The organism is Streptomyces sp. IMTB 2501, assembly GCF_001953885.1.
In the GTDB taxonomy this organism is placed as follows: domain Bacteria; phylum Actinomycetota; class Actinomycetes; order Streptomycetales; family Streptomycetaceae; genus Streptomyces.
The window spans coordinates 1-12,277 of sequence record NZ_MQUS01000034.1; the positions used below are offsets into that span (position 1 = coordinate 1).

The 12,277-nt window shown below is 71.4% G+C and carries 11 protein-coding genes and 2 pseudogenes; 10 read left to right on the top strand and 3 right to left on the bottom strand.

Annotated features, from left to right (window positions below; translation table 11 throughout):
- Nucleotides 1–275, bottom strand: a pseudogene (locus AV521_RS50170) (hypothetical protein); the annotation flags it as partial.
- Between the two features lie 100 nt (nucleotides 276–375).
- Here AV521_RS50170 and AV521_RS38535 point away from each other — a divergent pair.
- The 8 genes from AV521_RS38535 (at nucleotide 376) to AV521_RS38575 (ending at nucleotide 8,242) form a co-directional block, all read left to right on the top strand.
- Nucleotides 376–1,338: a ferritin family protein gene (locus AV521_RS38535; protein ID WP_256725864.1), complete on the top strand. Its 963-nt coding sequence runs from the start codon at nucleotides 376–378 to the stop codon at nucleotides 1,336–1,338.
- A 246-nt stretch (nucleotides 1,339–1,584) separates the two neighbouring features.
- Nucleotides 1,585–2,289, top strand: coding sequence for a response regulator transcription factor (locus tag AV521_RS38540; RefSeq protein WP_076095533.1), 705 nt, complete (start codon nucleotides 1,585–1,587; stop codon nucleotides 2,287–2,289).
- Nucleotides 2,286–3,632 carry a HAMP domain-containing sensor histidine kinase gene (locus AV521_RS38545; protein ID WP_076095535.1) on the top strand — a complete coding sequence of 449 codons (1,347 nt, stop codon included), beginning with the start codon at nucleotides 2,286–2,288 and terminating at the stop codon, nucleotides 3,630–3,632. Before AV521_RS38540 ends, AV521_RS38545 begins: the two co-directional genes overlap by 4 nt.
- A gap of 496 nt (nucleotides 3,633–4,128) precedes the next feature.
- The gene (locus AV521_RS38555; RefSeq protein WP_076095539.1) at nucleotides 4,129–5,094 is read left to right on the top strand and encodes an FAD:protein FMN transferase; all 966 of its coding nucleotides are present in this window, start codon (nucleotides 4,129–4,131) and stop codon (nucleotides 5,092–5,094) included.
- Nucleotides 5,091–5,777: a ferric reductase-like transmembrane domain-containing protein gene (locus AV521_RS38560; protein WP_076095541.1), complete on the top strand. Its 687-nt coding sequence runs from the start codon at nucleotides 5,091–5,093 to the stop codon at nucleotides 5,775–5,777. The genes AV521_RS38555 and AV521_RS38560 overlap by 4 nt, the downstream gene beginning before the upstream one ends.
- Nucleotides 5,774–7,108, top strand: coding sequence for an NADH-ubiquinone oxidoreductase-F iron-sulfur binding region domain-containing protein (locus AV521_RS38565; RefSeq protein WP_079249616.1), 1,335 nt, complete (start codon nucleotides 5,774–5,776; stop codon nucleotides 7,106–7,108). Before AV521_RS38560 ends, AV521_RS38565 begins: the two co-directional genes overlap by 4 nt.
- Complete coding sequence (locus AV521_RS38570; protein ID WP_076095543.1) at nucleotides 7,105–7,317, top strand: ferredoxin; 213 nt, start codon at nucleotides 7,105–7,107, stop codon at nucleotides 7,315–7,317. Before AV521_RS38565 ends, AV521_RS38570 begins: the two co-directional genes overlap by 4 nt.
- A 487-nt stretch (nucleotides 7,318–7,804) precedes the next feature.
- Nucleotides 7,805–8,242: a hypothetical protein gene (locus tag AV521_RS38575; protein ID WP_079249617.1), complete on the top strand. Its 438-nt coding sequence runs from the start codon at nucleotides 7,805–7,807 to the stop codon at nucleotides 8,240–8,242.
- A gap of 41 nt (nucleotides 8,243–8,283) precedes the next feature.
- Here AV521_RS38575 and AV521_RS38580 read toward each other — a convergent pair whose 3' ends face one another.
- Nucleotides 8,284–8,922 (bottom strand): hypothetical protein, encoded by a 639-nt coding sequence (locus AV521_RS38580; RefSeq protein ID WP_076095545.1) that lies wholly within the window; start codon nucleotides 8,920–8,922, stop codon nucleotides 8,284–8,286.
- Nucleotides 8,923–9,080: 158 nt separating this feature from the next.
- A pseudogene (locus tag AV521_RS38585) lies at nucleotides 9,081–9,991 on the bottom strand (IS982 family transposase).
- A 280-nt stretch (nucleotides 9,992–10,271) separates the two neighbouring features.
- On the opposite strand from AV521_RS38585, the gene AV521_RS38590 reads away from it, so the two are divergent.
- Together AV521_RS38590 and AV521_RS38595 are read left to right on the top strand one after the other, a co-directional pair.
- Nucleotides 10,272–10,691 (top strand): hypothetical protein, encoded by a 420-nt coding sequence (locus tag AV521_RS38590; protein WP_256725866.1) that lies wholly within the window; start codon nucleotides 10,272–10,274, stop codon nucleotides 10,689–10,691.
- A 995-nt stretch (nucleotides 10,692–11,686) separates the two neighbouring features.
- Complete coding sequence (locus AV521_RS38595; RefSeq protein ID WP_256725867.1) at nucleotides 11,687–12,190, top strand: hypothetical protein; 504 nt, start codon at nucleotides 11,687–11,689, stop codon at nucleotides 12,188–12,190.
- Nucleotides 12,191–12,277 lie beyond the last annotated feature (87 nt).

Here is a 12,277-nt window from a genome sequence, read left to right on the forward strand (position 1 = left end):
GCCGCCGTCTCGACCGCGTCCAGGCTGGACGGTGAGCCGTCGACTCCCACCACGACCGGTTTCGCCATGCCGCGCCTCCTCGCCAGGCCGGCTTTGCGGCCGCCTGCCCGGCTTCGTCCATCCTCCGCCACTGTGCCGCGCAGCGCATCGGACCCGATGGCCTTCCCGGCACCTTCGAGACAGCGGTGCCGTACGCGTCCGTGGACGTGCTCCCAGGCGCCGCCGTACCACCGCTGTCGCGGTGACTCACCCCGTTCCTGATCACGCTCGGTCATCACCCGGACAGCTCAGCAGACACGGCATGGGTGCACCCGAACGGGTCCTATGAGGAAGGGGGCGCTGTCACTCAAGAGGCCCCCGGAGGAGGAGGAAGTCGTGTTCCGCCACTCGATACGTGCGTTCCTGGTGGGTCTGTGCGCGCTGACCGCGGCATCGCAGGCGGCCCCCCTGGCCCTCGCAGCCCCGGCCGGCCCCCACCCGCAGTTTCAAGCCGCCCGGGCGCTTCGCGCGCAGACACTCACGGACCTCACCACCACCATGAAGGGCGAGGCGTTCGCCTACGCCTCCTACAGCCTCTTCGGCACTCAAGCCGACAGCACGGCCCACGCTGCCGTCGGACGGCTCTTTGCGACCACGGCGCAGACCGAGCTGAACGAGCACCTGCACGAGGCGGCCACGCTGGCCGGTGTGGTCGGCACGAACGCGGCCAACCTGCGCCAGGCGATCAAGGGGGAGACGTACGAGCACCAGGTCATGTACCGCGGCTTCGCGACACTGGCCCGGCAGGACGGGGACACGAAAGCCGCCGAACTGTTCACGGAGATCGCCGCGGACGAGGGCCGGCACCGCGATGCCTTCCGTTCGGCACTCGGCGTCGTGACGTCCGGCCATGGCGCCATCCCGGCGCCGCCCAAGGCCAACACGGTCGCGGTACCCGCCGGGCCGGCGAAGGTGCGCGCCGCCCGCACAAAGACCAACCTGGACACCGCGATGCACGGCGAGGCCCTCGCCTACGCCAAGTACATGCTCTTCGCGGCGCAGGCGAAGCAGTCGGGGAACTCCGCACTGGCCCGCCTGTGGGAGGGGACGGCCGCCGTCGAGCTGCACGAGCACTTCGCCGGCGAGGCGGTCCTGGCCGGACGGGTGGGCACCACGCAGGAGAACCTGAACAAGGCCATCACCGGGGAGCGCTCGGAGGCGACCACCGTCTACCCGGGGTTCGCCAAGCAGGCGACCGCCGTCGGTGACACCGCTGCCGCCGCCTTCTTCCGCAACACCGCCACGGACGAGGCCCGGCACGCCGCCGCCTTCCAGGCGGCGCTGAACCAGCTGCGCTGAGCGCCACCCCTGGCCTGCCCGTACGGGCAGACCCGCGAAAACGCCCGACCGGCCGGTGCCCTCGCCCGGCCGGTCGGGGCCCCGCGTCGCCTGCTGCCTCGTGAGCGACCGTGTGCCTGCACGGCGAGGTGGTCCAAACAGCGCGGTCCAGGGACGAACGGCCCTGCCGTCGCATCCGGTGGGAGGAACAGGCTGGATGTGGCGTACGGACAGCTGATCTCACCGCCAGGGAGGCGGGTGCCAGGCATGAGCGCCGAGGTCGCAGGCGTGGCCGAGGGGACACGGGTGCTGGTCGTGGAGGACGACCGCGGCATCGCGGAATCGCTGGTGCGCGGTCTGCGGCAGGCTGGCTATGCGGTGGAGGGCGTCGGGACCGGGCGGGCGGCGTTGTCGGCGCCCAGCCCCGATGTCGTGCTGCTCGATATGGGGCTGCCCGACATCGACGGCGTCGAGGTGTGCCGCAGGCTGCGGGCGCGGTCGGACGCCGCGATCATCGCGGTGACGGCGCGCGGCGAGGAGGCGGACCGGGTGGTGGCGCTGGACGAGGGCGCCGACGACTACCTCGTCAAGCCGTTCGGGCTGGCCGAACTGCTCGCGCGGATCCGGGCCGTACTGCGCCGTCGGCGTCCGACGGAACCAGAGATTCTTCGCCACGGCCCGCTGGCGCTCGACCTTCGCACCCGGCAGGTTTCGGTCGACGGCCGCGTGGTCGCGCTGACGCCGAAGGAGTTCGGCATCCTGGAGTGCCTGGCCGCCGACCCCGGCCGCGTGGTGAGCCGGCAGCAGATCCTGGATCGGGCGTGGGACGCCGACTGGTACGGACCGACCAAGGTGGTGGACGTGCACGTCGCGGCGCTGCGCCGCAAGCTCGGCGTGCCGGGGCTGATCGAGACGGTCTACGGGCACGGGTTCCGGCTCGGGGCGGTCCATGAGTCCCGGGAACGGCCGTGACCCGCCGGATCACCTGGACGCTCCTGGTCCTGACGTCGGTGCTGCTGGTGCTGGCGGTCGTACCGCTAGCGGTGTCGATGACGGCCCGCGAGCGTGTCGCCTTCCGCGACAGCCAGCGTGCCGCCACCCGGGTAATCGCCGCGGCGGCCGAGGAACACCTCTCCGACCACAAGCCGACCACCGTCATGCGCCAGGAGCTGGACGCCGCGGCCCGCGCAGGGGACTGCGCGGCCGTGTACGACGGCTCCGCACGCCTGGTGGCCGGTACGCCCTGTACGGCGGCCCAGGGCCAGGAGGCGGCGGAACTTGCGGAGAAGGTCCTGGCCGGACATGAACCGGAGCCGCCGGAGAACGAGGGCCGGCTCCTGACGGCGGAGCCGGCCGGTGAGGTCCGTGCACCCTCCGGCGCGGTCGTCCTGGCCCGCTCCGCGGCCCCGCTCGACGCTCGGATCGCCGCGATCTGGGGCTGGTCCGCCGCGATCGCCTCGGCAGGGCTGGCCGCTTCCGTGCTGCTGTCCCTCCGCCTCGCCCGCTGGGTCAGCCGTCCGCTGTCGAGACTGGACGTCAGCGCGCAGCGGCTGGGCGAGGGCGCGCTCGACGAGCGGGCCGAGGTCGGCGGTGGGCCTACGGAGGTACGCCGGCTCGCCGCCACCTTCAACACCATGGCGGCCCGCATGGAGGCCCTCGTGCATGGTCACCGGGCCGTGCTCGCCGATGTGTCCCACCAGTTGCGCACTCCGCTGGCGGCGCTGCGGCTGCGGCTCGATGTCCTGGCCGCCGGGGCGGAGGGCGACACCGCCGCCGAGCTGGCTTCCGCGCAGGAGGAGATCGCCCGGCTGTCCCGGCTGGTCGACGGGCTGCTCGCGGTCGCGCGTGCCGAGCAGGCGACGCCCCGGCCGGTCGCCGTCCGGGTCGACGAGGTGGTGGCCGAGCGGGTGGCGGCCTGGTCGCCGGTGGCCGAGGAACGCGGCGTGCGGCTGACCGCCTCGCACGGGCCTGCCCTGTCCGCCGCGCTCGGCTCGGGCCACCTGGAGCAGATCCTCGACAACCTGATCGCCAACGCCGTGGACGCCGTACCCGAGGGCGGGAACGTGACGCTCGACCACCGGGCGATTGCCGGACTGGCCCGCGTGCGCGTGCGGGACGACGGCCCTGGGATGAATGCCGAGACCAAGACGGTTGCCTTCCGCCGGTTCGGCAATCCGGAGGCCAGGGGCACCGGTCTGGGGCTCGCCATCGTCCACCGGCTGGTCGCCTCGAACGGCGGTATGGCACGGCTGGAGGACACCCCGGGCGGCGGGCTGACCGTCGTACTGGACCTGCCGCTGCGGCCGGAGGTCTGACTCGGGCCGGCGACTCGGTGACCCGAGATCTTTACCAGTCCTGAAAGAGATGTGAGCGAGTTCCTGGATGCCGCCGTCGCAGCCTGAAAGTGCACGCAGCCGATCCGGCCGCCGCATCACCAGGAGCCGCTGCCATGGCACTTTCACCCGACGACTTCGACCAGACCCTCCCCCCGGCCGGTTCACCCGCCGCTCGCGATCGCGGACTGCGGCGGACTCGCCGTCTCACCCGATGGCTCGCCGTCACCGCCGTGGCCGCGACGGCCGCCCTCGGCGGCCTCTACACCCATCTGATTCCCGGTAGTTCGCCCTCCCCCGCGACGCCGCCCCCATCCGGACAGAGCCCACCGACGTCGTCCACCACGTCCAAGGGAGACGACGAGGAGGGCGCTCCGGACGACGGAAAGGCGGCGGCCGTCACCAAGCCCGCACCGCAGGCCCCGGCCCAGCCGCCCACCTCCACCCAGCAGAAGCCACACACAACCACGGGGGCGTCATGACCACGCACACCCCGAAGCCGACCCTCGCCAAGGTCAGCTTCCCGGCCCTCGGTACCACGGCCGTACTCCTCGTCACCGAGCCACGTGCCCTGCCCGCCGCGGAAGCAATCCTGCGCGCCGAACTGGCCGCCATAGACCGCACCTGCAGCCGCTTCCGCGCCGACTCCGAACTGACCCGGGTCAACCTCACCGCGGGCGCCACGACGACGGTCAGCGAAGGCTTCGCCGAAGCCCTCTACGTCGCACTGCGGGCCGCACAGCTCACCGACGGCGCGGTGGACCCGACGGTCGGCCACGCGGTCGTCACACTCGGCTACGACCGCACCTTCGCCTCTCTGCACCCCGACGACGTCCGCCCCCTGCCACCACCCCAGCCCGTCCCCGGATGGCGCAGGATCAGCTTCGACCCGGACACCCGAAGGCTGCGCCTGCCTCCGCACACGCACCTCGACCTGGGCGCGACCGCCAAGGCCCTCGCCGCCGACCGCTCCGCCCGCAACGCGACCGCGGCCGCGGGCTGCGGCGTCCTCGTCAGTCTCGGCGGCGATCTGGCGACGGCCGGACCGGCACCCGAGGACGGCTGGCGGATCGCCCTGGCCGACGACCACGCCCGGCCCGCCACGGACCACGGCCCCGCCGTCGCAATCACCGGCTCCGCACTGGCGACCTCCGGCATCCGCGTGCGCACCTGGCGACGCGCAGGGCGCACCCTGCACCACATCGTCGACCCGGCCACCGGAGCACCCGCCGCCCCCGTCTGGCGCACCGTCACCGTGGCCGCGGCCACGTGCGTGGACGCCAACACCGCCAGTACGGCGGCGATCGTGCTGGGCGAACGGGCCGTCGACTGGCTGTGCGGCACCGCACTGCCCGCCCGGCTGGTCGACCTCGACGGCCACGTCGTGCGCCTCGGCGGCTGGCCGCCCGACTCCGACGCTCCCGCTTCAGGAGGCTCACGATGACGACCCTGGCCCTCACGGGCAGCCCCCTGTGGTACGCCAGCCGCGCGAGCGGCACCCTCGCCCTGGTCCTGCTCACCGCCACCGTGGCCCTCGGCATCGCCTCCGGCGGGCGCGCCGCACCCCGCCGCATCGGCCGGTTCGAGATCGGCCTGCTGCACCGCAACCTGTCCCTGCTCACGCTGGCGTTCCTCACCATGCACGTGGTGACGGCCGTACTCGACCCGTTTGTCCACCTCGGGTGGGCGGTGTCCGTGGTCCCGTTCGGGGCGTCGTACCGACCCCTCTGGCTCGGCCTGGGCACGGCCGCGTTCGACCTGCTGCTCGCGGTGCTCGTCACCAGCGCTCTGCGGCAGCGCCTCGGCGTGCGCCGCTGGAAGGCCGTGCACTGGCTGGCGTACGCGGCCTGGCCGCTCGCCCTCTTCCACGGCGTCGGCACCGGCACCGACACCCGGCTGCCCCTCCAACTGTGGCTCCACGCCGGATGCCTCGGCGTGGTGCTGGCAGCCGTGTGGTGGCGGCTGGCCAAGGCCGGGCCTGGTCACGTCGCCAGGCGCCTGCTGGCCGCCACGGCCGCGATCGCCGTACCGGTCGTACTCGGCGCGTTCCTCGCCACCGGCCCGTTGCAGCCGGGCTGGGCCCAGCGGGCGGCCACCACGACCATCGTGCCGGGAGGTGGACGGTGAACACCTCGGCCACGATGCCTCTCGCCTTCCGCCACCCCTCAGCAGCTCCCGGCGAAGTCCGGCTGCTGGCGGACTGGTACGCCACCGGGCGACCGGCCACCCTGAACGACCACCTGACGCGCTACGGGCCGCCCCCTGTCGCTGCCGCGCTCGGCAGCCGTGGGTCACTGCCGCTGATGGAGGCCGTCGAGGCGGCCGGACTCACCGGGCGCGGCGGAGCGGGCTTCCCTACCGCCCGCAAGTTGCGCGCCGTGGCAGAACGCCGTGGTCGCGCCGTGGTCGTCGTCAATGCCATGGAGAGCGAACCGGCCAGCCGCAAGGACCAGTTCCTCAGCGCCGTCACACCCCACCTCGTGCTCGACGGTGCCGTACTGGCCGCGGCCGCAGTCGGTGCGGACACCGTCCATGTGTGCCTGCCGCGCGATCGCGCCACCCAGTACCGGCAATTGACCGCGGCGCTGGACGAGCGCCTGCGCGCCCGCCTCGACCCGGTCCGGCTGCGTCTGCACGCCCTTCCGCACACCTACGTCTCCAGCGAGTCGACCTCCTTGGTGCGCTGGCTCAACGGGGGCCCGGCCCGGCCACAGGGCAGCCCGCCGCGCACCCACGAACGCGGCGTCGACCGGCGCCCCACGCTCGTCAACAACGCCGAGACCCTCGCCCACCTCGCCCTCATCGCCCGCTACGGACCCGACTGGTACCGGCAGGTCGGCACCCCGGACGAGCCCGGCACCACACTCGTCACCGTATCCGGCGCCGTCGCCACCCCGGGTGTCCTGGAGGCAGCGCTCGGCACACCGATCACCGCGCTTCTCAACCGATCCGGAGGGCCCGCCGAACCCTTGCGGGCGGTCCTGCTCGGCGGCTTCGCCGGCACCTGGCTCCCGGCGGCACATCTGGACACGTCCCTCGCCCGGCGCGACCTCGCCCCGCTGGGCGCCACACCCGGGGCCGGGGTCCTCATCGCGCTGCCCCGCGCGGCCTGCGGGCTGACCGAAACGGCCCGGATGCTCGCCTACCTGGCCGCCCACAGCGCCCGGCAGTGCGGCCCCTGCCGTCTCGGACTGCCCGCCGTGGCCGAGGACTTCAGCGCCCTGGCCGCCGGACGAGCCGGCCCCGGCCTGCTGTCCCGGTTGCGCCACCGCACCGGTCTGCTCCCCGACCGCGGCGCCTGCCGCCACCCGGACGGCGCCGCCCGCCTCGCCGCCTCCGCCCTGCGCGCCTTCACCGACGACGTCGACCACCACCTCACCCACGGCCCCTGCCCCGCCGCCCACCAGCCACCCCATATCCCCGTGCCACCTGCGACGTCCCCGGAGACATGGCGATGACCAACACCCGAAGTCTGCGCATCAACCGCATCACCTGCACCGGCCAGGGCCTGTGCGCCGAACTCCTGCCCGAACTGATCGACCTCGACGAATGGGGCTACCCCGTCCTGAAAGACCGAGGGGTCCCCGACCAGCTGCGCACCCACGCCCGCCAAGCCGTCGCCGCCTGCCCTCGCCTTGCCCTCCACACCGACCGGGGCCGGTCATGACCAGCACGTACAGGCACCGTCCACTTGGCTCCGAGTCAGGGCCGGACGTCCCCTCGCGCCGGACCCCAGTAGGGCGCTGTGCTGGATGGGGACCGGCCCCACGATCGCCGCGTCGGACGGACCGAGGTATCTCATGACCCAGCGCACGTTCACAGCACAGCTGCGCCGCCTGACCGCGAGGGTCGTGTCGTCACGGCTCGAACCCGCTCTCCTGGCCGTCACCGCGGCGGCCCTGACAGCCGGCGGCATCGCCTGGCTCAGGGGGCCGGCAACCTCGCCGACCCCCTCGCCCCGTGAAGAACGGCATCAGAGGGGCTACCGACAAGCAAGCGGCCGTCCGGCCCGCCACCGTCAGAAATCGCGGCGTACATGACAAATTTCGGCCTTGTCGCGTCAGCCCCCGCCCGGGACGATGTGCCCGCACGCGGCACCGCCTGGACCACAGCGTTCGGTAACCAACTCCCCCCACGAGGGAAGGACGTCGGCCATGGCGATTCGCACCGAAGTCGACGCGTCCCGGGCCATCGAGCCCAGCCGCCGGGACGAACCCGCGAGACGCGCGGTAACGGCACTCGGCCTCCTGGGCATCGCCCTGATCCACTTGCTCGACCTGCCCGGCAAGCTCAAGGAGACTCCCTACCTTGGAGCCGCGTACATCCTGCTCATCGTCGCGAGCGTGGCGGTGGCGGAGTATCTGATGCGGCGTCATGACCGCCGGGCCTGGCTGGCCGCAACCGTGCTCGCCGCAGCCGTACTCCTCGGTTACGTGGTCAACCGCAGCGTCGGTCTCCCGGGGGCCATGGACGACATCGGCAACTGGCTGGAACCGCTGGGGCTGGCCTCTATGTTCGTCGAGGCAGTCGTGGTGGTCATGGGGCTCTCGGGCCTCGTGGACTCGATGGCGCGCGGGTCCGCCGACGTCTGAGCACCCACCTGACGCGCTGCCGGTTCGCTGGCGCGGCCGTGCTATCTGCTCCAGTTGGAGACCAGGTGGAGTCCGGCGAGCGCGACGACCAGCCCCCCGCCCAGCGCCACCGCCAACAGCGACCAGCGTCCGGCACGCCACGGGGCGGCGATCCCGTGGCGCGCCGGACGGCGGCGCAGGTCGGCGCCCACGAGACGGGGCAGGCGCCACAGGTAGGCGAGGACGTGCACGGCCATCACGGCGACCCAGCAGACGAAGCTGGCCTTGTGCAGCAGGAGCACCGGAACCGAGCCGGTGCCAGGGCCGAGCAGGGCCAGCGCCACTCCCGTGCCGAGAACGGCGATGCTCGTGGCGACGACCAGCGGGCCGAGCACGCGCAACAGCGGTGCCGGCGGCCCCTTGCGGCGGTACGCGGACGATCCCGTGTAGTAGCGGTAGAACCGGTAGCCGGTCGATCCGATCTTGAGGCAGACCGGGCCGGTCAGCAGCAGCCCGACGAAGAAGTGCAGGGTGAGGAGTTGCCCGAGGAAGAGGATGGTGATGCCCTCGACGGCGAACAGGACCAGCAGCACCGCGCCTGTCGCCGCGGTCAGCCGCTCGTTCCCCTCCGGCCCGCCGGGCGTCGTGCTGGTCCGCTTGAACGTGACGTCCACCGGTGTCCTGCCGCCGATCACAGTCACTCGTCCGTCCTCCTGGTGATCAGGCCCCACCCGGCCCGGATGGCGGTGCTCTCGCTGCTCCCGCGCCGCGCGCTGGAGCGGGCAGAAGTATGACTGACGTGCGGTTAAAGACTGGATCACGTCCTCTAGATGAATGAGTCGAAGGGGTGTCGTCGCGGTCAGTGATCGAAGGCGATTAGAGATCGCCTGACGGGTTGACCGGTCTTGTCGTTCGGCCAGATCGCGGCGGTGAGCGCCAGGACGCGCGTCAGGACGCGGACGATCACTCCGGCCGGAGTGCGCCCGCCGTGTCGTTCGAGGTCGAGCTGCCCTTTGAAGGTCTGGTTGATCGACTCGATGACCTGCCGTAGCGGCTTGAACAGGCGTGCCCCGGCTCGTTCGGGTTCGCCCTTTCGGGCCGGGCGCAGCAGCTTCAGGTGTCGCTCTGTGAGGTCGCGCTCGAAGTCGCGGCCGTAGTAGTTCTTGTCGCCGGTGATCGTCTGCCTCGGACGGGCGGTGGCGATGTCGGGTGCGGCATCGAGCATCCCGCGCAGGGTCTCGCGTTCGTCGGCCCTCGCGCCGGTGAGCGCGAACAGGACAGGCAGTCCGCCCAGCGTGCAGACCAAGTGCAGGCGCAGGCCCCAGAAGTATCGGGAGTGCGACGCGCAGTAGCCGTACTCGGCCCAGCCGGCAAGGTCGGAGCGTTTGGCGGTCTCATGTGAGCAGCCGCAGCCAAGCGGGGTGGAATCGACCACCCAGACGTCGTCGCTCCACAGCCAGGTGTCCTGTGCCAGCATCCTGATCAGGTGTTTGATCAGCTCGGATGCGTTGCGGAGCCGCTTGTTGTACCCGGACTGCTGGGGCAGGTACGGGAACAGGCGGCGGAAGTCCCGGTTCGCGCGCCGTAGCCACCGCCGCTCCGAGGTGTAGCCGAGCAGCGCCGGCATCACGGCGAGGGTGACCAGCTCGGCGTCACTGAGCGTGGGCGCGATCCCGACCGCCGGGCGCCACGGAGCCAGATGCGGCGAAGCCTTCAGCTGTCGATCCTGACATAGAGTGCCGTTGCGAGGGTGTCCAAGTCAGTCTTCACACACCGACATCGGACGCCCTCGCGCCATCTCCGCAGGCGATCCCTTGGACTCGGATGGCGTGCGGGCAACGGGTGTCGGCGGCTGGCCGGTCGAAGCCGAAGGTCTCCATCCCCCGTGCGGGGGAGCCGAGTTGGACTTGCGCATGATTCGGCGGGGCGGACCGCGCGACAGCATGGGGCCATGGTCACGTTTGAGACACCGACAGCCGTTGCCACCTCCGAGAGTCAGCCCCCTGCCCGTTGGGTGGTCCGAGTCACGCACATTGCGGCACTCACTGCTGTGCCGTCCGGGATCTGGCGGATCGCGATGGGGGTCGGCATACCGGTGGGATTCAACACCACGGGATTGGACATCCCCGGCTGGTTCAGCGTCATGTGCATCGCGATGAGCCTGGGTACCGAAGGGCTCACGTTGCTCACACTTGGGCTGGTCAAGCCCTGGGGCGAGGTGGTGCCGGGCTGGATCCCGCTGATCGGGGGGAAGCGCGTCGCGCCGCTGGCGGCGGTGATTCCGGCGTTGCTCGGCGCGGCCGTTGTGATGCTGTTGACGATCCCCCGGGCAGGCGGCTTCGGAGGGGCCCAGGGAGCCCCGACCGGGCCGGCACTCGTCGTGATGGACGCCTGTTACGCACCACTGCTGCTATGGGGACCACTGCTCGTGATCGTCACGATCTCCTACTACCGGCGGCGCCTGAACTGAGCAGGCGCCGTCTTGCGACCCTCCCGTAGCCCACTCATCGAGCTCGATGAGTTCGAGCAGTAGTCCGGCGCACAGGCCATAGCCGTCGCAGGCGATGCGCTCGATCCCGAGCGAATGCGTGCGAGCCACGGCTTCACGCGCGCGATGCGTTAGAGCGAGCGCCCCAGAGCCCCTGTACTCGCCGTACACGGCTGGCCGACGGCCTCTTCTCGGCCGACCTCCGGGCAGAACGGACGCAGCACACATGAGGACGGGAAACCGCGTGAACACGTGAGAACCAAGGAGGGGTGTCTTCCCAGGCCAGATACGCCGCAGTCGACGTTTCCGCAGGTCACAGACCCGCCCAAGGAATACTTCTCAAGCGGGTATCGAGGCGGGAACTCTGCAAAGGCATTTGAGGAGGGCAGCGCAGGAGAATCTTCATTGCCTCCGCACCGGGCCCGGCCCCTCCACTCGGCCGCACTCGGCCGAACGTGACCGCCCATTGGGCCTCCACCGTCCTCGGACCGCCTACGTTGCCACAGGAGTGTGCATCTGCAAGCTGACGTGTCGGGGGCATCCCGCACCCCGCAGGTGCAGCACCGCGACGGAGCAGTCGAGCTCCCGCACAGCATCCCCGCGTGGGTTCGTGCCCAAAGCGTGCCCATAGCACCGGACAACCACGGTGAACAACGGGGCGAAGCCAGCTCTCGAAGCCATGCTGGAGGCAACGTATCCGCAGGTCAGAGGCTGCGCAGCCACCCCAAGCGCCATCGCTTCCCAAGCTGAGAGCGCGAGTTCGATTCTCGTCACCCGTCACAGCGTGGAACTCGACGTCAGCAGCCTGGAGTTCGTTGCTCATCTAAACCTTTTCGGACCTCTGTGCCCTTCGCGTGCCCTAATTCGCGCCAGGCCGCCGCGGCGTACGGCGGCCCGCTGGCAAAACTCCGGAAGGCCGCAGCGCCGCCTCGCGCCCTGCCGTAGCGTGGCCTCACGATCACCGCGGGATGGGGGCCATGGAACCGAGAAGCGCCGGCGCCGCCGGGAAGGACTTCCCGTACACGCTGGACACCACGTGCCACATCGAAGTCCACGAGGACGGCCGAGTCACCCAGGGCGCGGGACCCGAAGCCCATCAACGCGCAGTCGCTGGAGCATCCCGCCTCTTCGCGGTCTGGCCCGGACAGTGGCGAAGCGACCTCTTCGCCATCGATGACCTGGACGAGTTCGCGCGGGCACACGGCATCGTCCACGACGAGGAGCGAACCGGCCTTGCCGACCACGTCCACGACGTCCACTGGAGCCTGGCGGACGGTGAGCAGAATCCCCGCAGCCAGTACGTGAGCATTGACCTACGCCTCGCCTGCGGATGTTCCGTCAAGGACCGTCGCACCTTCGCCGCGCAGATGAGAGAGCAACACGGTTGGGACCTGGCGGTCACTGGCGGCTGGGGTTACCACACGGACGCGAGCGGCACCACGTACACGTTCCGTGCCCGCCGCAAGAGCCTCAGTTCCTGAGCGAGCACTTTCGAAACACCGAGAAGTGAGCTTGGGCCGGGGGCACACCTGAGAGCCGCGGGCTCTGGCAGAAGGAGCCCTCCGCCC

What these genes read in the sequence shown, in the direction of transcription:
- AV521_RS38570 (WP_076095543.1), top strand. Translation starts at nt 7,105, where the DNA reads ATGACCAACACCCGAAGTCTGCGCATCAACCGCATCACCTGCACCGGC.
- AV521_RS38560 (WP_076095541.1), top strand. Translation starts at nt 5,091, where the DNA reads ATGACGACCCTGGCCCTCACGGGCAGCCCCCTGTGGTACGCCAGCCGC.
- AV521_RS38575 (WP_079249617.1), top strand. Translation starts at nt 7,805, where the DNA reads ATGGCGATTCGCACCGAAGTCGACGCGTCCCGGGCCATCGAGCCCAGC.
- AV521_RS38555 (WP_076095539.1), top strand. Translation starts at nt 4,129, where the DNA reads ATGACCACGCACACCCCGAAGCCGACCCTCGCCAAGGTCAGCTTCCCG.
- AV521_RS38540 (WP_076095533.1), top strand. Translation starts at nt 1,585, where the DNA reads ATGAGCGCCGAGGTCGCAGGCGTGGCCGAGGGGACACGGGTGCTGGTC.
- AV521_RS38595 (WP_256725867.1), top strand. Translation starts at nt 11,687, where the DNA reads ATGGAACCGAGAAGCGCCGGCGCCGCCGGGAAGGACTTCCCGTACACG.